Genomic DNA, 22,621 nt, shown 5'->3' with positions numbered 1-22,621 from the left:
GCGCTTGCCGCGGTGCGGGCGATTGGCACTCAGTGCTCGCGCTGCGTTTCGACCGGCGCAATCACGGTTTCGGCAGCGCCCCCGATATCACGCTGCGACAAGCGCAGCGCAAACAACATCCCGGCGACCAGCGACAACGCTGCGCCAGTGGCGAATGCCGCCGCCAATCCAAAGCGCGCGGCGATAACGCCGGCCAGCAGCATGCCCAGACCGATCCCCACGTCCAGTGCCGAAAAATACGTGGCTACCGCAGTACCGCGCTGGGCGTGGCCGCCAAGGTTGACCATCATCGTCTGGTACGCCGGATAGACCACGCCAAAGCCGAAGCCGGCCAGCAGCCCCGACAGCAGATACAGCGCCGGGCCCTGGGCCAGCGCGATCAATCCCAGCCCCAGCACCACCGCGGCGGTTCCGCTGTTGGTGACCAGCACCACCCGGCCGCCGTCGATCAGGCGTCCGGAGAACGCCCGTGACACCATCATTCCAACCGCCATCAAGGTGAAGAACAGGCCGGTGTTCAGCGCCCCCAGCTGCTTGCCGTAGATCGCGGCAAACGCCAGCAGCATGCCGTAGCCCAGCCCGATCACCGCCAGGGTGAACGCCAGCGGCAGGCCGCGCACCAGCAGGAAGCGATCCAGTGACAACACCGCCACCGCAGGCCGCCGCCGCTTGCGCGGCGAACGCACCCGGCACGCCACCAGCAGGCCAGCCACGCCGGCGATGACCGCCGCCTTGAAGATCACCGCGAACGGGTAGCGGTCCATCAACCACAGCCCGGACATCGGTCCCAGCGCCATCGCCAGGCTGCTCATCAACCCGAACAAGCCGATGCCCTCGCCCCGCCGCGCCGAGGGAATGATGTCGATTGCCTGGGTGCTGGCTGCGGTGCTCAGCACCGCGAAGGTGACGCCGATGCCCAGCCGCACGATCACGAACGCCAGCACGGTATGCGCAAACAGATAGCCGCTGGTGAACACCACATACGCCGCCAGCGCGACCAGGTACGCATGTTTGGCGTTGAAGTGCTCGACGATGAAACCGGAAAACGGTCGGACCAGCAGGGCCGCAATCACATAGCTGGCGAGGATGCCGCCGACCGTGGCCTCACCCACCTGCAACTGCTCCAGCAGATGGAACGGCAAGGTCGGCATCAGCAGGTAGAACGACATGCCCAGCAGGAAATTGGCAATACAGGCCAACAGGAAACCCGGTGTCCACAGGACAGGCTTGATCAAATTCATAACCACGCAGTGTAGTGGGGGGCGCATGACCTTCCCGGGAACGGGAGGCCCGGCCGGGCACGCGCAGTCCGGAATTCAGGGCGGCGATGCGAGCCGCTGCCGCAGAAAATCCGACAGCCCGGCAAATGCCTGCCGCGCCTGCGGCAACTGCAGATCGAACTGGTATTCGTGCGGCAACGCCAACGCCGGCTGGTCGGAGAAGAACAGCGTCCGCAGAGGAACACCCTGCCGCTGGAGTGCGCGCGCCATCGCGTAGGACTGCGCCTGCAGCGGGTCGTCGTTGCCCACCGAGATGAAGGTCGGCGGAAACGCGGCGGTCACCGCGCCGGCGACCGAGAACTGCGCCACGGCCTCCAGATCCGGCTTGCGCGAGCCGAAATACGACCACACCACCGTATGCACGAACCACGAGGTGTTGACGTCCCGCGCCATGGCCAGCGCGTCATACGGACCACAGAACAGCACCGTCGCGCGCAACTGGTCGGCGCCTATGGCGGGCTGCAGCTGCATCCACCGGGCGTAGGCGGGATCGCTCACCACCACCGCCATCTGCGCCGCCAGCTGGGCGCCGGCCGAATCACCGGCCAGCGCCACCCGCTGCATATCCAGCTGCAGCGCGCCGGCGTGGGCTTGCAGATAGCCCAGAGCACGGTTGAGCTGCAACAACGGCCTGGGATAGTGCTGCCCGGGCGCCAGTGAATATCCCACGGCGGCGACCGCATAGCCCTGCGCGGCAAGCATGCGTGCGTAGTTTTCGACATGGCGGCGGGTACCGCCGACAAAACCCCCGCCATGCATCCACACCACCACGGGCAACGGCCTGCCGCCATCCAGCGCCTGTTGCGGGCGGTACAGATCGAACCGGGCATCGGCGTCGGCCGGGTCATAGCGCTGGTCCTGCAGCGAGACCACGCCGGGCGGCACCCGCTGCGCCAGCGCGCGGTTGGCCTGGCTTCCGCCATAGTCGAATACCGCCCGTATCAGCAGCGCCGATGGCCACGGGCTGAGCAGGAAGGTGGCGCCAATGCCAGCGACCAGCAGGCCCGGCAGCCACGCCGCACGGTAGCCGCGCCGCACGCGCTGATGCCACGGGCGCTTTGCCTGTTGTTCCGCCATGGGTACCTCCCTGGCAACGGTTTCCATATCGTAGGCGTATATCCGCGGCCACTGCCCTGCTCTTGCCTTGCCTGCACGGCGGCGAGCGCCTGTGCGGCCTGCGCCTGTCTCCGCGACCGACGTTCAGCGGGCGCGGACATACCTGCCCAATGTCGACGCCTGCCGATGGCGCTCGGCAGTGCTGCCCGACGCCGGGCCCCGCGGGCGATTGGCATGATGCAGCTGGCATGGCCTACCGGCGCACTTCACAACGCCAGGACTGGCCAGATTGCCGCCATTTCCCACCTGCGGCATGACTGGATGCAGGCACTCCCTGCGCGGCGCGGCAACCTCGCCAGGCGTCGCCACAGCGCCTAAGCTGAGGGGCAACAGCACTGTCAGGACTGTTCATGAACCGCCTGCGGATCCTGCTTTCGATATCGATTCTGGGAGTTGGCTGTGCCAGCGCTCCAGTGCCGCCGGCGGCCGGCGGCCATTTCGTGGCGCGCTCATTGCAGGTCGAAGGCCACACGTTTGCCTACCAGGTGTTCGTCCCGGCGCAGCGTGGTCCAGCGGCAACCCCGATCGTGCTGTTCCTGCACGGCTCGGGCGAGCGCGGCAATGACAACCGGCGCCAACTGGAAGCCGGTCTGGGCCCGTGGTTGAAACACCAGGCCGCCAGCTTCCCCGCGCTGGTGGTCCTGCCGCAGGCGCCGCAGGACACCGAATGGCTGGGACGCAGCGCACGCATGGCGCTGGCCACCCTGGACGCGGCCAGCGCCGAATTCCACGGCGATCCGCACCGCACCTACCTCACCGGCATGTCGATGGGCGGCTATGGCACCTGGGAACTGGCACTGATGCAGCCATACCGCTTTGCCGCGCTGGTGCCGGTCTGTGGCGCGATCCACGCCCCGCCCGATGAGCAGCCCGGGCTGCTGGTCGACCAGCTTGCCGGCGAGGCCGATCCCTATACCGCGCTCGCCACCCGCCTGCGCACGGTGCCGGTCTGGATGTTCCACGGTGCCGAAGACGACCTGGTCCCACCTGACAACGACCGGCGCATCTATCGGGCCGGCCTCAAGCAGCACGCCAATATCCGCTACACCGAATACCCCGGCACCAACCACAATGCATGGGACCCCACCTACCGCAATCCGGCCATGTGGCAGTGGCTGTTCCAGCACCGCCGCGGCTGAGTGCCACGTGATGGCTTCCATGCAGCGACGCCTGCGCGGCGCCGAACGCGGTGGGCTTCTGCAATGCCGACCCGCGCTGCAGAAGCCCGCAGGAGTCAGTTGACGCCGCGGATGGCCAGCGTCAACGCCAGTGCACTGAGGATCACCGCGATGGTGCCATCCAGTACCCGCCAGGTGCCGGGCCTGGTGAACAGCGGTGCCAGCAGGCGCGCGCCCAGCCCCTGCGCCGTCAGCCACACACAGCTGGCGGTGACCACGCCGGCGGCGAAGGCCATCCGGGCATTGCCGAAATTCTCGGCGATCGAACCGATCACCATCATGTCCAGCCAGAAGTGCGGATTGATGATGGAAAATCCGGCCGCCGCCAGCATCGCCGCCTTTCGCGAAGGCTCGGCGCTGTCGTCCACCTGCATGCCGCCGCCGCCCGTCATCGCCCGCCGCGCCGATTGCAGTGCATACCAGCCCAGGAATGCCACGCCGCCCCATAGCAGCACGGCCGTCAACCACGGCAGGCTGGCCGTCACTGTCTTCAGGCCGGCGACGCTGGCGAAAATAAACACCGCATCGATGGTGGCGCAGGTGGCGATGATCGGAACCACGTGCTGGCGCAGGATGCCCTGGCGCAGGATGAACGCGCTCTGCGCGCCGACGATGGCGAACAAGCCGATACCGATGGCGGCGCCGCTGAACCACGCGCCGAGGCCGGCGCTGCCGGAAATTACCGAAAACATGACGTTATTGCCTGCTGCGAGGGGGGAAGCGGCGTGGGCAGAGGCCGGCAGCACCGCGAACGGGCGAATTGTCGCAGCGCAACATCAAAAAGTAGAGCTAAACTTGTTTAACCAACTTTAGAAAAACTAAATACATGCGCATCGACCATGCACAGCTGCGCGCCTTGGCCGCGGTGATCCGCGAGGGCAGTTTCGAGCGCGCCGCACAGGCACTGAATGTCACCGCCTCCGCCGTTTCGCAGCGGATCAAAGCGCTGGAGGATCGCGTCGGCCACCTGCTGGTGCGTCGTTCAATCCCCACCGAAGCCACCAGCGAAGGCCAGATCCTGGTGCAGCTGGCCGAACAGACCGCGCTGCTCGAACATGATGCGCTGCACCGGATGGGCATTGCCGATGAGGACCTGCCACGGGCGTCCATCCCGATCGCGGTCAACCACGACAGTCTGGAAACCTGGTTTCCCGAGGCGGCACTGACCTTCGCCCAATCCACCGGCACCACGCTGGACTTGCACACCGAAGACCAGGACCACACGGCCGCACTGCTGCGCCAGGGCGCCGTCCTCGGCGCGGTCACCACCCTGTCCGAACCGGTGCAGGGCTGCCAGATCCATGCATTGGGCAGCATCCGCTACGCCGCCACCTGCACCCCGGAATTCCACGCCCGCCACTTCGCCAAAGGCGTCAACGCGCAATCCCTGGCGCAGGCGCCGGTACTGGTGTTCAACCGCAAGGACGATCTGCAGGCCCGCTACGCCCGCCGCCTGGCCGGGGCCGGGCAGCCACTCGACGCGCCGACCTGGTGGATTCCGTCGACCCGCGCCTTTGTCCAGGCCAATCTCGGCGGCCTGGGCTGGACCATGAATCCGCTGCCACTGGTGCGCCGGCACCTGGAAAGCGGCCGGCTGGTCTACGTCAAACAGCGTGCATGGGAAGACGTGCCGCTGTACTGGCAGCACTGGAAAGGCGAAGTCACCACCATGGCGCTGCTGACCCGCGCCATCCTTGCCGCCTCCTCGGCGCTGGTGCGAAAGCGAAGATAGCCCACCCCGCCGCCGCGCCGTGGCGCGATTCAGTCTTGCTCGGCCATCTCCCGGCCCTGCTGCCGGATCAGCGCTTCCATCCGCGCCTCGTTGATCGCCTCGCGCACGCCGTCGACATCGGCGTGCGACTGGTCGGGAACAAACACGCCGGTGAGTTCGCTGTCCGGCCGCAATTCGCCGGCCTCGAACAGCGCCCACATCTCCTCGCCGTACCAGGTTTCCAGCAGCGCCGGTTCCCACGCGCCCAGACTGGCGGTGAGGTTGTTGACGTCACGCAGCAGCATGGTGCGCGCGGCATTGTTGCCGGCCGCGCTGACCACCTGCGGGAAATCGATGATCACCGGACCGTCGGGGCCGACCAGCACGTTGTATTCGGACAGATCGCCATGGATCAGGCCGGCGCACAGCATCTTGACCACCTGACGGACCAGGAAGGTGTGGAATTCACACGCCTGCTCCGGCGCCAGCTCGACCTCGCCCAGCCGCGGCGCGGAGCGGCCATCGGCGTCCACCACCAGCTCCATCACCAGCACGCCGTGGAAATACCCATGCGGCTCGGGTACGCGCACGCCGGCTTCGCGCAGCTGGTACAGCGCCTCGACCTCGGTGTTTTTCCACGCGGTTTCCTGCTGCTTGCGGCCGTACTTGCTGGCCTTGCCGATGGCACGGGCCTCGCGGCTGCCCCGCACCTTGCGGCCTTCCTGGTACTGCACCCGTTTCTGGAAACTGCGCTGGCCCATGTCTTTGTAGACCTTGGCGCAAACCACTTCATCGCCCGCACGCACCACGTACACGGCAGCTTCCTTGCCACTCTTGAGCGGACGCATCACCTCGTCGATAACACCATCGTCGATCAGCGGTTGCAGGCCATTGGGGGTCTTCATTCAGGAGCGAGGTACTTGGACGGGCGCACATGATCCTCCATTTCGCCGGCCAACGGCTGTTCCAGCGCTGATCGCAGCAGCCATGGACAGCTGCCGTTGCAGCGCGCGCCGGCGTGGCGGAAGTCGACAGCCACCGCTCCGCACAGTGCCCCAGCAGCGAAATCCGGGTGCCCGCCGCCATTCCCCAGTCACGTCAGCGCTGTGACCGCCGCCCTTGCTGCACGCCCGGGCGGCCATCCGCGTTCATGTCCAGGGTCAGCGGGCGTGGGCCAGCGCGTAGTCGATCGCGCTGCGCACCGCCGCCACCTGGGCGTCATTGCACTGCTGCGCGGTGGCGCGCGGGCTGTCGGGATAGACCTCGGTCGTGGTCGTATAGCGGGCGCCAGTCATCCCCGCGCACAACCCCAGCGCCTTCAGTGGATATTCGATCACCCCGGGTGCGACCACCGTCGAGCCGATGATCTGGCCGCGTTCATCGGCCGGCGCGATATGCGTCACCGCCGCCACCGCGGCGATCACCGCCTGCTGGAAACCGGGCTGCCGGTTTTCGGTGTCGTCCACCAGATAGAAGCCATCGGGAATGCCGCCCGGCTCGAACGGCTTGCCATCGCGCGCGGCCAAGGCCGGGCGGAACTCGGATTCGTCGGTGTCGGTGGTCTCATGCAGGTCGATATGCACCAGACAGCGTCCGGCCAGCGGCGCCAGCAACGCCATCAGTGCCGCCGATTCCGGCGCGGGACTGTCCGCCACGAATGAACGGTTGGGATCGATCGCCAGCGCATTCCAGCGCTGGATGCGCTCGTAGCCCCACGGGCTCACACAGGGCGCGACCAGCAGATTGATCTTGCCGGCATACCCGGCCGCGTGCCGGTCAACGAACTGCAGCGCGCCCTGCACGCCACTGGTTTCATAGCCGTGCACGCCACCGGTCACCAGCACCACCGGCAGGCGCTCATCCCAGTGGCTGCTGCGGATCGCCAACAGCGGGTAGCGGCCATCGCCGTAATCCAGCTCGCCGTACTGTTCAACCTGGAACCGCCCGCGCAGTGCTTCGATCCTGCCCAGCACCTCATCGGCGTAACTGCGCTGTCCGAGCTGCGCCGCGCGCCACTGCGCCTTCTCTGCCGCGCCCCACGGCTGACCCGGCGTGCCGATGGGATAGAACCCGGAGGAAACGGGATTCATAAAGCTGCCTCTCATAGACGGAAATTCGAGGCTGCGAACTTTAGCACCGGCACCTGGGCGCCGTGCCGCGCATCACCACCGGTCGCCAGGCCCGTGGCGTCTCCACCGTGACCGCAGGGGGCAGCCGCACTCCCCACCGCCCACCCCACATCAACCTGCACAAAAAAAGGGCAGGCATTCCCGTGCCTGCCCTTCCTCACTGCACCTGCCCCCGGTTACAAGGCGGCCTTGGTGGCACAGAGACGGACCTTGGCCTTGTCAGCCGTGCCGATCATGCCCAGCGCCTGCAGATCCCGCGCCAGCCCGTCCATGCAGCCCAGATAGTGGATGCGGTTGCCCGCCGCCTCCACCCGGCATACGCGCTCGTTGGCCACCAGATTGGCACCGGCAATCACCCCGGGGTTCATGAACAGTTTTACCCCGGTGTCACAGCCATTGACCTTGGCGGTGCCGGTGTTGAGCCGCCAGCCTTCATCGGCGAACAGGGCCAGCGTCAGATCAACCAGATAGCTGGATGACAGCGAGTCGTTGATTGAAGGCTCCATCAATGCATTGGGTGTCAGCACCGTCTCGAAATGCGAGAACGATGAGCCACTGGCCACCACCGCGGGGGCGTACAGCAATGCCCGACCCGCAGGATCGGCACCGGCGTACTGCCCGGCCACCTTGCCCAGCGACGCGGTCACCACGCTGGCGCCCTGTGCCGCCGCCTTGATCGCGTTGCCATCGCTCAGGTTCACGCTGAGTGCCGGAATGGTCGCCACCACCGTCGCGTCATCGGCCATGCCCGGCGCCGTTCCCGGATCGGCCGAGGTGGCGACATTGGCAATGATCACTCCCACTGCCCCGGCATTCTGCGCGTTGACCGTTTTCGGCTCGAAACTGCAGCTACCTCGACTGATGATTGCGATCTTGCCGGTCAGGCTGCCGGCCGCCAGCGGTTCACAGGCGTCGGTGGGATCGCCGACACCGTCGTTGACCAGCTTCACCGGTGCATTGAAATTGCTCGCCGTTGCCGGCGGCCCGAACGAAGCGACACCGTAGAACTGCGACACCAGGTTCAAGGTGCCGCCACTGACCTGCAGCACCGTCGCCCCTTCCAGCCACATCGGCACCTGCGCCTTGACGTTGGCACCGTCCCAGCCGGGCCGGCCGCGGGTGCGGATGGCCGCGGCGCGGTCACTGTTGGTCATGCCGGCCGCGGTGAAGCGCAGGTTGCGGATGTTGTCGAACGCGTTGTGGGTGTAGGGATCGGAATAGCCCACTGCACCGGCGCGCTCGCCCAGTACCCCGCTGCTGTAGCCGACGAAGCCGGAGAACCCCAGGCCATGGGCGATTTCATGCATCACCACATCGAGGAAACTGATCTTGCCTGCCGGGGTATTGCCATCCAGCCCGTAGTACCAGCCGGAACTGGTCAGACAGCCCGGCGAGCCCAGGTTGGCGTTGAACCGGCTGGTGATATCCACCGGGTAGGACTCCAGCTCCTGGCCGGAAATCGCCTTCGCCAATGCACCGTGATAGACCGCGCCGGGGAGCGGTGCGCCGGGGAAATCCGCGGCGATCCAGTACGCACCTGCCGATCCCAGCGTACCGCCGGTATCGGTGCACGCCAGTGGCTGGAAACTTGCACCGACGCGGATTTCAGGCGTGTTCTGCAGCAACGAGCCCCACAGGTCCGCCGCGAACTGGTACACGATCCGGCGCTGCTCACCCACCGTACTGCCCGGATTGCCGCCTTCGGCAGCGCGCGGGGTGGTGTCATTGAGGCCCTGCCCGGCCGGATCGAGATTGACCGGGGTAATCACGCCGGCCTGGGCACCGGAACCCCCAAAAAGAGCGGCGGCCACCAGGGCCGCCATCATCTGCCTTTTCATTTCAGCACCTCCTGTGCAGCGGGGACGCTCACTCCTTCGTCCTCACTGATACGCAGACTGCCGTCCGCCCCCTGGGTGGCGGTCATCGACGACATCGCCGACAGCGGCAACTGCATCGTCAGCATGCCCTTGCGATCCATGTGCATCGTGGCGCGCGCATCGGTCGCGGTGCGCGGCATTCTGCTGAAAAGATCGGTTGCGCCCGGGCGGGCGGCCGGCATTGCCCGGTCTGCCGCCTGCGACAACTGCAGGATTTCAGCATCGGTCAATGGCCGCAGCCGACCGGTCTTGGCATCGATACCGACCGACACCCCCGACTCGCTCCCCACGACCGGCGGCGACGCGCTGGGCGGATCTGCAGCCTGTCCCGATGCATGGGCGCAAAACGCCATGCCGGACAGTACGACGAAAGCGGAAAACCTCATCATGATAGTTCCCTCAATCCTGTCGAGCCGGAGGCTGGTGCCCGCTCCCCCCCATGCGTCTACGCGGGGCCGGCACCCCTCGCGCGCCGAGTGTCCCCCGGCCTGTACAGGGCGACAAGTGCCGCGCCCCGTGCTACCCGCGGCAACGAAAATGAATAGGTTAATTTGTGCCACGGGGCAGCGCTCTCACACTGGTGGCAGCGCCCCAGTACGCACGGCGTTCACACTCTTCGAAGTATTCGAGACGGGTCCCCGGGCGGCCAACGCGAAACGTCAAAGGATCAGACCAGTACAGATCACCGCAGCCGTTCGTTGCGGTAAGCGGCAAAAGTGTCGCGCACTGGCACCGGCAACCCTTGGCTTCAGCCACCGGCTGCAATGCAGCCGAAGGCGGTGATCATTGCGACCGTTGCCGGCAGGTTCGCGGCCACCCGTTGCGTCCCGGGAATCTGCCCACCGCCCCTGACACCTACCCAACGAGGCAAGCACCATGTCCATTCCACACGCCGTCAATCGCCAGATCACGCTGGCCTCGCGCCCGGTCGGCGCCCCCACCACGGCCAATTTCAAACAGGTGGAAACGCCGGCGCCGATCCCGGCGGCGGGACAGGTGCTGTTGCGCAACCTGTATCTGTCACTGGACCCCTACATGCGCGGGCGCATGAGCGATGCGGCTTCCTATGCCGATCCGGTGGGCATCGGCGAGGTGATGGGCGGCGGCACCGTGGCGCGCGTGCAGGCTTCGCATCATCCCGACTACCAGCCCGGCGATCTGGTGCTGGCCTATGGCGGCTGGCAGGACTACGTACTGTCCGACGGCAGCGGCCTGCACCGGCTCGACCCGCAGATGACGCATCCGTCGCTCGCCCTGGGCGTGCTGGGCATGCCGGGCTTCACCGCGTTCATGGGCCTGCTCGATATCGCCCAGCCCAAGGCCGGCGAAACCGTGGTGGTGGCCGCCGCCAGTGGCGCGGTCGGCGCGGTGGTCGGGCAGATCGCCAAGCTCAAAGGCTGCCGCGTGGTGGGCATTGCCGGGGGTGCGGAGAAGTGCCGCTACGTGGTCGACGAACTCGGCCTTGATGCCTGCATCGATCATCGCGCGGCCGATCTGCCGCAGCAGCTGCAAGCGGCCTGCGCCAACGGCATCGATGTCTATTTCGAGAATGTCGGCGGCGCGGTATTCGATGCGGTCCTGCCGCTGTTGAACGCAAAGGCGCGTATCCCGTTGTGCGGGCTGATCGCGCACTACAACGACACCGCGCTGCCGCCCGGGCCCGACCGCCTGGGTCTGCTGACCCGCACGCTGTTGACCAAGCGCATCAAGATGCAGGGTTTCATCATCTTCGATGACTATGGCGACCGCTACGGCGAGTTTCTCAAGGCCATGGGCAACTGGGTCAAGCAGGGCCGGATCAAGTTCCGCGAAGATATCGTCGACGGGCTGGAGAATGCGCCACAGGCCTTTATCGGCCTGCTGGAAGGGCGCAACTTCGGCAAGCTGGTGGTGCGCATCGCCCACGCCTGAGCGCGCCGGGCACACATGCCCGCGACCCTCCCATAGCGGGAATGTCGCCGCCTCACGCCCGGTTTTCCCCCACCCCCACGACCCGCGCTGTGGCCCGCTCGTTGCGGCGCCGCAGCTCCGGTTCAATGCGTGGCCGCGGAAACCCGCCAGACCGCATCGCCGACATCGTCGGCGATCAGCAGCGCGCCTTCCCGGTCCAGCACCAGTCCCACCGGCGCTCCGTACAGCTGTTTTTCATCCCTGGAATGGAACCCGGTGACGATCGGTTCGGGCACGCCCACCGGTTTGCCCTGCTCGAAGGCGACGTGGGTCACCCGGTAGCCGCTGAGCGGCGAGCGGTCCCAGCTGCCGTGTTCGCTGATGAACGCCCCGCTGCGATATTTCCCCGGCAGCGCGCTGCTGTCGCAGATCAACAGCCCCAGCGGCGCCACGTGCGAGCCCAGCGCGTAATCCGGCTTGATCGCCTTCTTCACCAGGTCCGGGCGTTGCGGCATGACGCGGCGGTCCAGATGCTGCCCGAAATAGCTGTAAGGCCAGCCGTAGAAGCCGCCTTCCTGCACCGAGGTCAGGTAATCCGGCACCAGGTCGGGGCCGATCTCATCGCGTTCGTTGACGATGGTCCACAACCTGCCGCTCTGCGGCTCCCATTGCAGGCCGGTCGGATTGCGCAGGCCCGAGGCATAGATGCGGCTGCCACCACTGGCCACATCCACCTCCAGCACGTTGGCGCGGCGGTACTCCACGTCCAGACCGTTCTCGGTGATGTTGCTGTTGGAGCCGACGCCCACATACAGCTTTCCGCCATCCGGACTGGCCAGCAGCGCCTTGGTCCAATGGTGGTTGAGGGTGCCGGGCAGATCGGCGAACTCCACGCCCGGCGCGGTGATCCGGGTGACGCCGCTGACGTAGGGAAAGCGGACGATGGCGTCGGTGTTGGCGACATACAGCCAATCGCCGAGCAGCTGTATGCCGAAGGGCGAATTCAGGTTCTCGATGAAGACGTGTTTTTCCCACATCCCCGGCGCGCTGCCATTGCGGCGCAGCAGGGTGATCCGGTTGCCGCCCCTGGCGCCCTTGCCCGAAGCCGTCTTGACCTTGCCGGCAATCAGCTGTTTGGGCGTGGTGACCGGTTCGGTACCGGGACTGTTGGCTTCGGCCACCAGCACATCGCCGTTGGGCAACAGGTAGAGCTGGCGTGGATGCATCAGTCCATCGGCGATCTTCTCGATCTGCAATCCCGGCGCCACCTGCGGCGTCTGTCCCTGTTTCCAGCCCACGCCTTCGGGCACCTGCATCGGCGGGACCAGGAAGTTGCGGGCCGTGGGCAGCGGCGGATCGCCGCCGGACTGCTGGTTCGGCTCAAGCGTGGCCCTGCCACTGCAGCCGGCCACCATTACCGCACAGGCCAAGGCCAGCGCCCCGCTTCTGAAGACCTCACTCATGCGCCGGCACTCCCGCGATGTCGTGCTGTATCGCAATGGCGACGCGGCCCATGGCCAACAACACCACCGTCACCGCCGACAACCAGAGCGCGGCGGGTATCACCGCATAGGCATCGCGGCTGTGCACGAACGCATTGAAGGTCGCCGCGACAATGGCCAGCAGATTGCACCAGAAGTCGAAGCGGTCGCCGCGCATCGCACCGTGGCGCAGGGTCACCCACACCTGCACCAGGTTGATCAGGCGCGGAATCACCGCACACAGCAGGCCGAAGACAATCAGCCATGCGGCACTTTTGCCCCACATCACCACCGCGCTGCGGGCGTAAAGGATGTCGAAAACCAGCGCGGCCACGAAGAAGCCGAACGGGAGCGGATTGAGCAGGCCATAAATGGCATTGGCAGCAATAGAGCGGCGAGGTGCGTCACCGGTATTCATGGCCGGGGTTCTCTGTATCCATCTCGGGAACGGGGTCGCCGGCGTGCCCGACGAGGCGGACGACCGGACGCGTGCAAGGCGTACCGCCGAACCGTAGTCGGCCCGATGTGCACGAGGTGTCGCCAACCGAGGTGGCGCGAAGGAGCCCCACCTCCAGCCGGTGGCGGTGCGTGTTCACGGATCAATCCCGGCCACGCCTCTAGCGTTGTGCCATGGCGTGCATCTCCAATCCCGTTTTCACCGTCGGTCATTCCACCCGGCCACTGGACGAATTCCTGGCGCTGCTGTCGGAATCCGCCATCGGCTGCGTGGTGGACGTACGCCGGCTGCCCGGCTCCCGCCGTTTCCCGCACTACAACGCCGATGCCCTGGCCCACGCGTTGGCGACGCGCAACATCGACTATTGGCACCTGGAAGCGCTGTGTGGACGCCGCACCCGTCGCGAACTGGAGGGCGCGGCCCCCGAGGGTTTCTGGCAAAACGCCAGCTTCGCCCGCTATGCGGCCTATGCGCGCAGCAGCGCCTTCGACAAGGGCCTGCAGGAGCTGCTTGACCGCGCATCAAGCCAGCGCTGCACATTGATGTGCTCCGAAGCGGTGTGGTGGCGCTGTCACCGCCGCATCATCGCCGACCACCTGCTGGCACGCGGGGTGCAGGTGCTCCACATCCTCGGCCGAGGCCATATCAGCGCCGCCACGTTGACCCCGGGGGCGATTGTGCGCGGCACCGCGGTGATCTATCCGCCAACGGCCGGCGGACAGCCGCACGCCCCCCACCCTGAGCGCAAGGAAAATCCATGACCACCTTCAAGGTAGGCGACCACGTCTGCTGGAACTCCGAAGCCGGACAGGTCAGTGGCCACATCCGCCAAGTGCATACCCGCGATACGACCTACAAAGGCCATATCCGCCATTGCAGCGAAGACGATCCGCAGTACGAGATCAAGAGCGACACCACCGACCATATCGCCATGCACAAGGGCAGCGCGCTGCGTCATCTGCCCTCCTGATGGGCAGCGCCGGAAATGGGCGCGAGCGGCCCGGATCGGCGGCTGCGCCCGCATGCCACTATTGGCACACAAAGGCCCAAGGATCTTTGGCCACGCACCGTTGGCGGCGACTCCTGCCGGAACCCTCATGCCCGGAATCACGCTGATCCTCAGCGCGCTGCGCGTGCTGCTATTGCTGGTGCCGGTGATCCCCATCGTGCGGCAGCGGCGGCGCCAGCGGATCGGGCGGGGCTGGGCACCGGCGCCGACCCGATCCGAGCGACGCATCCGCGTGCAGGGCAACTTCATCGAATACGGGCCGATGGCATTGCTGCTGGCGCTGCTGGAATTGTGCGGGCTGCCGGCAACGTGGCTGTGGAGCTTCGGTGGCGTGCTGATGTGCGCGCGTCTGTTGCATGCCTATGGGCTGAGCCATAACAGCGGCAGCTCGCCCGGACGCGTGCTGGGCGCGATGCTCACGTTCGCCAACCTGCTGGCGATGGCCGGTACCGGGCTGTGGCTGGCACTGCGCTGAGCCTCACCGGATACCGCCGCCCCGGCGCCATGAGCGGACCGACGCGAGCCGTCGAAACACCATCTACGGCGCGGAGTCAAGCACAAATAACATCATGTTCAGGGGGGAGCTGGCACCATGCGCGCACTTCCTGTCACTCCTTCACGCCACTGCATTGTCGCGGCGTATCGGCGCATATGTCGCGCCTCCGATGGGAAGTTCCGATCCTGGCAACCCCGCCGCCCCGGCACCGTTGCCGCTCCGCCGGCCAGCAGACTGCTGGCCAACGGCGAATCGACAGAAGGAAATCCCATGCCACGCAAGGCCACAAAAACCCGCAGCACCTCCTCCCCGCAGCTCAAGCGCACGGCGCAGGGCAAAAATGCCGGCCCGCACATCACCAGCGAGAGCATCGCTTCCGACGTCGCAGCCTTCCGCAAGCAGGGCGGCCATATCGAAGTGCTGGGCATCACGCCGCTGCGGGTGAATGTCACCGCAGCGCGCTCCCGCGGCAACACCCGCCGCGCCGCCACGCCGGTCACCGCGAAGCCCGCCGCCGCCAAGGGCTGAGCACGCAATGCTGGAACGGACGCCGCCACGCCGGCGGCGTCCGTTTCCATGCAGCAATCCCACCGCCCAGGCACCCGCTGTTCCGGCTGCCGGCGTTACCGTTGTACCCATCATCGCGCGCACCGGCCTTCAGCTACCGCGGTATCGCCTTATGCATTGGCGTTGACGCTGCCCACTCCACACAGGCAGCCCGGTGTCGCCAACTGCGGCGCTCCTGCGCAACCCGCCACGCTACGACCCGGCCGACTCCAGTGCGGCGCGTGATCGCCGCTGGCGCAGATCGCCTGCACCGCGTTTCCACCCTACCGGTTGACACCGCACCGGAGGGCGGACTGCCGCGCCCGCGCCGTCACTGCGGCGGTGACTTGTGGGACAGCATGCTCATCACGCGCGTCTGTTCCACCGGCAGAAGACGCAAACAAACCGGCTCCCCCACCACCACGACGCAAGTCCAGAAAAGCGCGATCTGACGCGGGCCGATCGACGTGGCCGCCACAGTCACGCCATGGCAATGGCGGCCCCGCTAAGGTTCGTCCTCCCCCCGTTCCGGAATGACACTCCATGAAGATCCTGATGGTCCTGACCTCTCACGACCAACTGGGCGATACCGGCCAGAAAACCGGTTTCTGGCTGGAGGAATTCGCCGCGCCCTACTACGTGTTCCGCGATGCCGGCGCCGAAATCGTGCTGGCCTCGCCCCAGGGCGGGCAACCACCACTGGACCCCAAGAGCGACGCGCCCGACGCGCAAACCGCCGCGACCACCCGCTTTGCCAGCGATGCCGCCGCGCGCGAGGCATTGGCGCATACCCGCAAACTGGCCGACGTCGCTGGCCAGCCGTTCGATGCGGTGTTCTATCCCGGTGGCCACGGCCCGCTGTGGGATCTGGCCGAAGACCGCGACTCGATCGCCCTGCTCGAATCCACCATAGTCGCCGGCATCCCGCTGGGCGCGGTCTGCCATGCGCCGGCCATCTTCAAACACACGCGCGGCAAAGACGGCGCGCCGCTGGTGAGCGGTCGCAACGTCACCGGCTTCAGCAACGCCGAGGAGGATGCCGTCGGCCTGACCGCGATCGTGCCGTTCCTGGTGGAAGACATGCTCAAGGCCAATGGCGGCCATTACTCCAGCGGTCCGGATTTCGCCCCGCATGTGCTCACCGACGGCACCCTGGTGACGGGCCAGAACCCCGCCTCCTCGGAAGAGGCGGCCCATGCCCTGCTCAAACTGGTGAAGACCCGCTGACCGGCGCTTGACCCGCCGGCGGCACCCATTGGCGATATCGACAGAAGGCCCCGCATTGCGGGGCTTTCTGTTATCCACCGGTTCCCGTCCGGAATCGACCGCAGAATCGACCCGGTCCGGTCTCAATCCAGTTCCTGCACCCCGCCACCGGATACGGTCAAAATCTGGCCACTGACCCAGCCTGCCGCCTGCGAGCACAGGAACAGCGCCGCGTTCGCCATGTCCTGCGGCTCGCCCAGGCGGTTGATCGGCGTGTGTTCGAGCATCTTCTTTTCGATCGCGTCATTCAGCACCGACTTCAGGGCGTCCGTCCGCGTCGCGCCGGGGGCAATGCCGTTCACGCGGATATTTTTCGGCCCCAGGTCGAAGGCGATATTGCGCACCAGATGGCTGGTCGCCGCTTTGGACGAACCGTAGGCGGCCATGCGCCTGTTCCTGTTCTCGGCCGCCATCGAGGTGATCGCCAGGATCGCACCGCCGCCGGCCTTTTCCATTTCCGGTGCGGCCAGCTGCGCCAGGCGGAAAAGCGAGAACACGTTGAGATCGAACGCGCGGCGGAAATCGGCCATCGGCATATCGAACGGCTTCGGCCCACCGCCGCCGGCATTGCTGACCAGCACCGTCAACTTGCCGAAAGTCTGCACACTGCGCTGGACCAGTGCGACCAGATCCTCCTCTCTGGTCACATCGCAGGCCAGTGCGGCCGCCTGACCGCCATTGGCGAGGATCGCCTTGGCAACGCTCTGCGCCGCCTCGATATCGCGGTCACTGACCACCACTGCCGCACCCGCGCCGGACAGCGTCTCGGCAATGGCCCGGCCGATGCCCGCCCCGGCCCCGGTGATCACTGCAACCTGGCCGTCGAGCCGGAAAACCGCTGGATCGTACATATCGAATACTCCGTTGAGAAAATCGCCAGGTGGTACCGGGACATCTGCCCCCTGCAGCAACCCGCAGCAGGCATCATTGCACCCGGCGCGTCAGGACCGCCTCAATCACCGGGGTTGCGCCGCTCCGAAGCGCGGCCCTCCCCACCATGCAGAAAAAATCCCCCAGTGCGGGGCGTGTCATCACAGCGGGCGCCGTGAGTTGCATAGTTCCTGGCATGCACCTGCCCTGCCGTGAAAAGATATCGTGATGTCCGGGCCGGTTCGGTCTCGACAACGCCGCGAGAAATCGACCCCGGGCCGCGACACCGCGACCGCTTCGCACATTCCGATAGGCGGAGCGATGTCGAACCTGCACGCTCACCCAATTTCAACCCGGGCCACTTCACTCTGACCCCGGTTTTCCTACTCGAAACGGAGCCCACATGGTCACCATGCAAGCCATCGAAATCACCCGACCCGGTGCACCGGACACACTGCAGCCAACCGAACGCGCGATCCCGCGCCCGGGACCGGGCGAAGTGCTGATCAAGGTCGCGGCCGCCGGCGTCAATCGCCCGGATGTCGCCCAGCGACAAGGCAATTACCCCGCGCCGCCGGGCGCCTCCGACCTGCCCGGACTGGAAGTGGCCGGCGAACTGGTCGAAGGCGACTTCGGCGGCGACAACCCGTTCGGCCTCAAGCCCGGCGATGCCGTCTGCGCGCTGCTCACCGGGGGCGGCTATGCCCAGTACGCCGTGGCGCCGCTGCTGCAATGCCTGCCAGTACCCAAGGGGCTGACCCTTATCGAAGCGGCGGCGCTGCCGGAAAACTACTTCACCGTGTGGAGCAACCTGTTCCAGCGCGGACGCCTTGGCACCACCGACCACGGCACGCCCGAATCGCTGCTGGTGCAGGGCGGCTCCAGCGGGATCGGCGTCACCGCCATCCAACTGGCCCGGGCGTTCGGCCACCGCGTGTTCGCCACCGCAGGCAATGCCGAAAAGTGCGCGGCCTGCGAGAAACTGGGAGCCCACGCCATCAACTACCGCGAGCAGGATTTCGTCGCGGAGGTGCAGCAGCACACCGACGGCCGCGGGGTGGATGTGATCCTGGACATGGTGGCCGGCGACTACGTGGCCCGCGAACTGGGGCTGCTGGCCGAAGAGGGCCGACTGGTATTCATTGCCGCCCTGGGGGGCAGACAGGTCGACATCGATGCCCTGCTGATCATGCAGCGGCGGCTGACCATCACCGGCTCCACGCTGCGGGCGCGCCCGGTTGCGTTCAAGGCCGCGGTGGCCCGCCAACTGCACGAGCGGGTGTGGCCGCTGCTGGAAGCCGGCAAGGCCCGCCCGGTGATCCACCAGGTCTTCCCGGCGCGCGAGGCGGCCAAGGCGCATGCGCTGATGGAGAGCAGCGCGCATATCGGCAAGATCATGCTGCAGTGGTAGCCATGGGAGGGGGCCTGTCCTTCCGGCCCCAGCCACGGACCGGCACGATGCGTCCCGCCCGCGAGGCGGGTGAACCAGACAACCACCCTCGTCAGGCAACAAGGATGCGCCTTGGCAAGACGGCAAGTTCGGGCGGCACGCGGCGCACAGCGCGCCCTGGCCGGGATCACAACAAGACGGGCCGCCACCGCCCCGGCCGCCGGTGCCGAAACGCCTTCAACGCACCCCGCTCGGCTATGCTGGGCCGCGTAAACCGCGCCAGCGGCTGCCACTGCAGCTCGCCACCACTCACACCCAGGAGAAGACGATGAGCAAGGGCATGGACCAGAAAAAGGAACAGAAGAAGAAACCGGCAAAGACCATGAAGGAAAAAAAGGCCGAGAAGCGCGAAAAGAAAAGCAACGCATGATCCACCCGGCGCCGGTGCCTCCCTCCTTCGCCGCGGCTGATGCGCGAACGGGACCAGCTCGCGGCATGCCAGCGTGGCGCTGACCGCCCAAGGTGGGCCAGCCAGAATCGTTGACCCCAAAAAGCCCCGCAATGCGGGGCTTTTCGTTGTACGAGGTGCGAGCAATAGCCATCGCCACTGATCCTTGGTTCGGCCACAAAAGACCAAAACGAACTCTGTTCTCCTAAAGCTCGCAATTAGGCGACAACCGCACATCCCAGCGTCCCTTGGCCGCGCGCATCCGCCCCAGCAAAGCATCCAGTGTGCCGTGTGCAGTCGAATGCAGCTCGTTTGGATTGGCCGGCCTCAGGCACGAAAGTTCGTGGTACGCATGATCGAGGTCCGACGGACCGTCCCCCACGGCCGCCCAGTGCGCCTCGCATAGCGAAGGGACGCCGATTTGCTCGGCGACGAATTGCCTGCCCCAGTCCAAGCATCCGAGCATCGCGGCCTCCGCGCCAACCTCATAACCGCTCAACAGCAACGCGCCATGCGTCTTGAAGTTGCCGGCATCGCGGTACAGATACTCAAGCACGCTCAATCCCACTTGCTCTTGTTCGCTCATCACCGCCTCCCTTCCGTTGCCTGCATGTTGAACGGAGTCGGTCGCAATGGCTGCGACCACTCACGCAGCCGCAGCAGTCGCTGCACCCCCTTCCTTCTCGTATCCTGGCAACCAGCATCAGGGGGAATGCAATGGGAAATGCCGCCTCAAACTGGACACCTACGCAGCTCAAGCTTGCGTTCAACTTTTATTGCCAAACGCCCTTTGGCAAGCTGCACAGCAAGAACCCAGATATCGTCGAATTGGCTCAGCTAATTGGGCGAACGCCAAGCGCACTGGCGATGAAGCTGGTGAACTTCGCCAGTCTCGATCCCTCCATCACTCGCACTGGTCGTAAAGGACTCCGCGGCGCATCCAAAATGGATCGTGAAATATGGGCCAGATTCCACGCGGACTGGGAAGCGCTGGCCGTCGAGTGCGAGCAGCACCTGCAACATCTGCAGCAGGAACGTGGACTGGTACACGCAGCCGCGCTCCAATCCACTGATGACGATGCACTGGCCGATTTCACCGGCGAAGTGCGGCAAGCAGTTGTGCAACAGCGCATCAAGCAGAACTTCTTTCGTCGAGCAGTACTTGCCAGCTATCGCGGGCGTTGCTGCATCACCGGCTTGAGTGACCCGCGATTGCTTGTCGCCAGCCACATCGTTCCTTGGAGTGCTGACAAGGCCAACCGCCTGAACCCCAGCAACGGCCTATGCCTTTCCGCCATTCATGACAAGGCGTTCGACACCTACTTATTTTCGCTGACGGATGATTCCCGTATCTTGCTTTCCGAACGGCTCAAGACCAGCAAGGACACGTTCGTGCGCGACGTATTCTTCCCCACTGAAGGGAAACAAATCGAGCTACCGGAACGCTTCGCGCCGAGCCAAGAATTCATCGTCAAGCATCGCCAAACGATGCATGAGAAGTCGAAAAGCGCCGATCAATCACCATGAAAGCTGTAGGCTGGGTTGGCTCACCAACCCAGCGCCTTTGATTTTCCCGTGGTACACAGCTGATGGGCGCGCGCAGCCGACGTCGTATACTCCAACCTGATCTCTTATCGGAAAGGCCAGCAATAAATATTTACTCTCACCACTATTTTTCATGGTTGCCAGTAATACAAATCACCTCTGACTTCCGCCTTCACTGACGTTCTCAATGGGGATTTGCCTGGCCAGTATGTGCGGCGGGAATCGTGTTCACCACCCACGGCACGCCGAACCGATCGACCAGCGAACCGAACCCGGGTGACCAGAAGGTCTTGTTGAAATCCATGACTACTCTGCCGCCTTCCTTGAGGGCATCGAACCAGCGACGTGCCTGGTCGGCATTATTGGTATGCAAGGTTACATCGAAGCCATTCTTGGGCTTGTCGACATTGGGGGCCCACTTGGTATCCATATCCGCCCCCATCAGCGCCTGGTCGCCGACCTCCAGCCAGCAATGCATCAGCCAATCCTTGTACTTCGGATCGGCCAACTGCATTTCCGGCGGCGCCTCGGTGTAAGGCATGGCGGCAGTAATCTTTCCGCCCAGGACTTTCGCGTAGAACTCGAATGCCTCGCGACACTGGCCGCGAAAGCTCAGACTGGTAACGATCTTCACCGCACACCTCCTGACGTTGTCGGATGCGCAGGCTGCCACAACCCTTCTTAAAGTCAGATGACGCTGCCACTGCAACCCACCACGGCCTACGGCGAGCACGGAGCGGAGGGCAAGAAGTTCGCTTCATTCACTCCGCCGGGCGGTTTTCTCGCCATGCTTTTGCAGAGGCTGCGAGTTCCGCAATTTTGAGGACACGCAACTTTTCCGCCTTCTTGAGTGCTTCGCGCGCCTCTTTGACGGCCTCGTTTGCCAGATTCTGGTTGGTGTGATGACGCTTTGCGTCAATCGCAGCATCGAGCCGCTGCTGGGCCAACCTTATCGCCTTATCGACGCGATAGAGAGGGCCCAGCCTACGAAGTGAACCTGACCCCGTTCCTGTTAAATTTTGTGCGCGAGTCCGAGCCCGATGCTGACGTACTCGCAGAGCTGCATCGCATCGAGGATGACAAAACCATTCCGGTCACCCAGCGAATGCAGCTGGCCAAGGCTCGTGTGGGTCAAGGCCTTTTCCGCAAACGTGTGATTCTTCTCGATCCAGCCTGCCGGGTGACGGGCGTGACCGACAAGCGCGTGTTGGTTGCGAGCCATATCAAAGCGTGGAGGGACTCATCCAACGCTGAACGCATCAGCGGCTACAACGGCATTCTGCTGTCGCCCCACGTAGATGCATTGTTCGATGACCACCTAATCACATTCGACGATAACGGGAGGATGCTTACACACCTCTCTTTGCCGGGGGACGTGCTTGAACGATGGTTCATCGACCCTTCTAAGCGTGTCGAGAAGTTCCGTCCGGAACAAGCGAAGTTCCTAGAGCACCACAGATCAGTGTTTGCACGAAAGATCGCCTGACAAAGGACCGTAGGCTCGGCTGAGCGCCACGTGGGCGGCGGGTTAACGCCGACTTGACGCCGCTCCAACGCCAGCCCGCGCAGGGTCGCAGGGCCGCGGCGGGTGCTCGCTAGCTCGCGGCGCACTTGCTAAGAGGAGAGCCCCATGTTGAAGGACAAGACCTCAAGCGCCATCGTCGCGGTGAGCGACCTGGACCGCGCGCGGGATTTCTACAGCAATACCCTAGGCCTGGAACCGCGCGACGACGACATGGACGGCGTGGTGGGATACCGCACGGGCGACACGACGCTCGTGGTCTACCGGTCCGAAGGCGTCCGGCCGGGCACGGGCAACGCTGTGGCTTGGAGCGGCGGCGATGACGTCGTGGCCATCGCCGAAACCTTACGCGCGAAGGGAGTGGCGCTGGAGGAGTACCCCGATCTGGGCATGGACATAGAGCGCGGCGT

At 65.4% G+C, this 22,621-nt stretch carries 26 protein-coding genes; 13 read left to right on the top strand and 13 right to left on the bottom strand.

Features of this window, described 5'->3' with window-relative positions; all coding sequences use genetic code 11:
* Window positions 1-29: 29 nt before the first annotated feature.
* Entirely contained in the window at window positions 30-1,235 is a 1,206-nt protein-coding gene (locus tag QZH66_RS03910; protein WP_305804648.1) for an MFS transporter, read from the bottom strand.
* A gap of 81 nt (window positions 1,236-1,316) precedes the next feature.
* Complete coding sequence (locus QZH66_RS03905) at window positions 1,317-2,357, bottom strand: alpha/beta hydrolase (protein WP_305804647.1); 1,041 nt, start codon at window positions 2,355-2,357, stop codon at window positions 1,317-1,319.
* 389 nt (window positions 2,358-2,746) lie between these two features.
* On the opposite strand from QZH66_RS03905, the gene QZH66_RS03900 reads away from it, so the two are divergent.
* Window positions 2,747-3,535, top strand: a complete 789-nt coding sequence (locus QZH66_RS03900) for a phospholipase (protein ID WP_305804646.1) — start codon at window positions 2,747-2,749, stop codon at window positions 3,533-3,535.
* A gap of 95 nt (window positions 3,536-3,630) precedes the next feature.
* Here the strand turns inward: QZH66_RS03900 and QZH66_RS03895 are convergent, their stop codons facing one another.
* Window positions 3,631-4,266 (bottom strand): LysE family transporter, encoded by a 636-nt coding sequence (locus tag QZH66_RS03895; protein WP_305804645.1) that lies wholly within the window; start codon window positions 4,264-4,266, stop codon window positions 3,631-3,633.
* Between the two features lie 134 nt (window positions 4,267-4,400).
* Between QZH66_RS03895 and QZH66_RS03890 the strand changes: the two genes are divergently transcribed.
* Window positions 4,401-5,306 (top strand): LysR family transcriptional regulator ArgP, encoded by a 906-nt coding sequence (locus QZH66_RS03890; protein WP_305804644.1) that lies wholly within the window; start codon window positions 4,401-4,403, stop codon window positions 5,304-5,306.
* Between the two features lie 29 nt (window positions 5,307-5,335).
* On the opposite strand, the gene QZH66_RS03885 is transcribed toward QZH66_RS03890, so the two are convergent.
* The 4 genes from QZH66_RS03885 to QZH66_RS03870 all read right to left on the bottom strand — a co-directional run bounded on the left by QZH66_RS03885 (window position 5,336) and on the right by QZH66_RS03870 (window position 9,563).
* Entirely contained in the window at window positions 5,336-6,190 is an 855-nt protein-coding gene (locus QZH66_RS03885; RefSeq protein ID WP_305804643.1) for a PA4780 family RIO1-like protein kinase, read from the bottom strand.
* Window positions 6,191-6,445: 255 nt separating this feature from the next.
* Window positions 6,446-7,375: a M14 family metallocarboxypeptidase gene (locus tag QZH66_RS03880; RefSeq protein WP_305804642.1), complete on the bottom strand. Its 930-nt coding sequence runs from the start codon at window positions 7,373-7,375 to the stop codon at window positions 6,446-6,448.
* Between the two features lie 215 nt (window positions 7,376-7,590).
* Window positions 7,591-9,252, bottom strand: coding sequence for a PA domain-containing protein (locus tag QZH66_RS03875; RefSeq protein WP_305804641.1), 1,662 nt, complete (start codon window positions 9,250-9,252; stop codon window positions 7,591-7,593).
* Window positions 9,249-9,563 carry a hypothetical protein gene (locus tag QZH66_RS03870; RefSeq protein WP_305804640.1) on the bottom strand — a complete coding sequence of 105 codons (315 nt, stop codon included), beginning with the start codon at window positions 9,561-9,563 and terminating at the stop codon, window positions 9,249-9,251. The genes QZH66_RS03875 and QZH66_RS03870 overlap by 4 nt, the downstream gene beginning before the upstream one ends.
* Window positions 9,564-10,173: 610 nt before the next feature.
* Between QZH66_RS03870 and QZH66_RS03865 the strand changes: the two genes are divergently transcribed.
* The gene (locus QZH66_RS03865) at window positions 10,174-11,202 is read left to right on the top strand and encodes an NADP-dependent oxidoreductase (RefSeq protein WP_305804737.1); all 1,029 of its coding nucleotides are present in this window, start codon (window positions 10,174-10,176) and stop codon (window positions 11,200-11,202) included.
* 122 nt (window positions 11,203-11,324) lie between these two features.
* Here QZH66_RS03865 and QZH66_RS03860 read toward each other — a convergent pair whose 3' ends face one another.
* Both QZH66_RS03860 and QZH66_RS03855 read right to left on the bottom strand, forming a co-directional pair.
* Window positions 11,325-12,644 carry a sorbosone dehydrogenase family protein gene (locus tag QZH66_RS03860; protein WP_305804639.1) on the bottom strand — a complete coding sequence of 440 codons (1,320 nt, stop codon included), beginning with the start codon at window positions 12,642-12,644 and terminating at the stop codon, window positions 11,325-11,327.
* Window positions 12,637-13,080: a hypothetical protein gene (locus tag QZH66_RS03855; RefSeq protein WP_305804638.1), complete on the bottom strand. Its 444-nt coding sequence runs from the start codon at window positions 13,078-13,080 to the stop codon at window positions 12,637-12,639. The genes QZH66_RS03860 and QZH66_RS03855 overlap by 8 nt, the downstream gene beginning before the upstream one ends.
* A gap of 212 nt (window positions 13,081-13,292) precedes the next feature.
* On the opposite strand from QZH66_RS03855, the gene QZH66_RS03850 reads away from it, so the two are divergent.
* From QZH66_RS03850 to QZH66_RS03830, 5 genes are all read left to right on the top strand, one after another.
* On the top strand, window positions 13,293-13,880 hold the full coding sequence (locus QZH66_RS03850) for a DUF488 domain-containing protein (protein ID WP_305804637.1): 588 nt from the start codon (window positions 13,293-13,295) through the stop codon (window positions 13,878-13,880).
* Window positions 13,877-14,089 carry a DUF2945 domain-containing protein gene (locus tag QZH66_RS03845; RefSeq protein WP_305804636.1) on the top strand — a complete coding sequence of 71 codons (213 nt, stop codon included), beginning with the start codon at window positions 13,877-13,879 and terminating at the stop codon, window positions 14,087-14,089. Before QZH66_RS03850 ends, QZH66_RS03845 begins: the two co-directional genes overlap by 4 nt.
* Before the next feature lie 127 nt (window positions 14,090-14,216).
* Window positions 14,217-14,603, top strand: a complete 387-nt coding sequence (locus tag QZH66_RS03840; RefSeq protein ID WP_305804635.1) for an MAPEG family protein — start codon at window positions 14,217-14,219, stop codon at window positions 14,601-14,603.
* A 291-nt stretch (window positions 14,604-14,894) separates the two neighbouring features.
* Entirely contained in the window at window positions 14,895-15,152 is a 258-nt protein-coding gene (locus tag QZH66_RS03835) for a hypothetical protein (RefSeq protein ID WP_305804634.1), read from the top strand.
* 561 nt (window positions 15,153-15,713) lie between these two features.
* Window positions 15,714-16,397 carry a type 1 glutamine amidotransferase domain-containing protein gene (locus tag QZH66_RS03830; RefSeq protein ID WP_305804633.1) on the top strand — a complete coding sequence of 228 codons (684 nt, stop codon included), beginning with the start codon at window positions 15,714-15,716 and terminating at the stop codon, window positions 16,395-16,397.
* A gap of 122 nt (window positions 16,398-16,519) precedes the next feature.
* Here the strand turns inward: QZH66_RS03830 and hdhA are convergent, their stop codons facing one another.
* Window positions 16,520-17,287, bottom strand: a complete 768-nt coding sequence (gene hdhA / locus QZH66_RS03825; RefSeq protein ID WP_305804632.1) for a 7-alpha-hydroxysteroid dehydrogenase — start codon at window positions 17,285-17,287, stop codon at window positions 16,520-16,522.
* 431 nt (window positions 17,288-17,718) lie between these two features.
* On the opposite strand from hdhA, the gene QZH66_RS03820 reads away from it, so the two are divergent.
* Together QZH66_RS03820 and QZH66_RS03815 are read left to right on the top strand one after the other, a co-directional pair.
* On the top strand, window positions 17,719-18,717 hold the full coding sequence (locus QZH66_RS03820; RefSeq protein ID WP_305804736.1) for an NAD(P)H-quinone oxidoreductase: 999 nt from the start codon (window positions 17,719-17,721) through the stop codon (window positions 18,715-18,717).
* 202 nt (window positions 18,718-18,919) lie between these two features.
* Window positions 18,920-19,126: a hypothetical protein gene (locus QZH66_RS03815; RefSeq protein WP_305804745.1), complete on the top strand. Its 207-nt coding sequence runs from the start codon at window positions 18,920-18,922 to the stop codon at window positions 19,124-19,126.
* 223 nt (window positions 19,127-19,349) lie between these two features.
* On the opposite strand, the gene QZH66_RS03810 is transcribed toward QZH66_RS03815, so the two are convergent.
* Complete coding sequence (locus QZH66_RS03810) at window positions 19,350-19,730, bottom strand: hypothetical protein (protein WP_305804631.1); 381 nt, start codon at window positions 19,728-19,730, stop codon at window positions 19,350-19,352.
* Window positions 19,731-19,861: 131 nt separating this feature from the next.
* Here QZH66_RS03810 and QZH66_RS03805 point away from each other — a divergent pair, with 131 nt between their 5' ends.
* Window positions 19,862-20,671, top strand: a complete 810-nt coding sequence (locus QZH66_RS03805) for an HNH endonuclease (RefSeq protein WP_305804630.1) — start codon at window positions 19,862-19,864, stop codon at window positions 20,669-20,671.
* Window positions 20,672-20,873: 202 nt separating this feature from the next.
* Here the strand turns inward: QZH66_RS03805 and QZH66_RS03800 are convergent, their stop codons facing one another.
* Window positions 20,874-21,323, bottom strand: coding sequence for a VOC family protein (locus tag QZH66_RS03800; protein WP_305804629.1), 450 nt, complete (start codon window positions 21,321-21,323; stop codon window positions 20,874-20,876).
* Between the two features lie 127 nt (window positions 21,324-21,450).
* On the bottom strand, window positions 21,451-21,636 hold the full coding sequence (locus tag QZH66_RS03795; protein ID WP_305804628.1) for a hypothetical protein: 186 nt from the start codon (window positions 21,634-21,636) through the stop codon (window positions 21,451-21,453).
* Between the two features lie 44 nt (window positions 21,637-21,680).
* Here QZH66_RS03795 and QZH66_RS03790 point away from each other — a divergent pair, with 44 nt between their 5' ends.
* Window positions 21,681-22,175 carry an HNH endonuclease gene (locus QZH66_RS03790; protein WP_305804627.1) on the top strand — a complete coding sequence of 165 codons (495 nt, stop codon included), beginning with the start codon at window positions 21,681-21,683 and terminating at the stop codon, window positions 22,173-22,175.
* Window positions 22,176-22,319: 144 nt separating this feature from the next.
* A partial coding sequence (locus QZH66_RS03785; protein WP_305804626.1) for a VOC family protein occupies window positions 22,320-22,621 on the top strand: 302 nt, incomplete at its 3' end.

The organism is Stenotrophomonas sp. YIM B06876 (assembly GCF_030711595.1).
Lineage (GTDB): Bacteria > Pseudomonadota > Gammaproteobacteria > Xanthomonadales > Xanthomonadaceae > Stenotrophomonas.
Note: the sequence above shows the minus strand (reverse complement) of the source record. Positions and strands in the feature narration are given on the sequence as shown.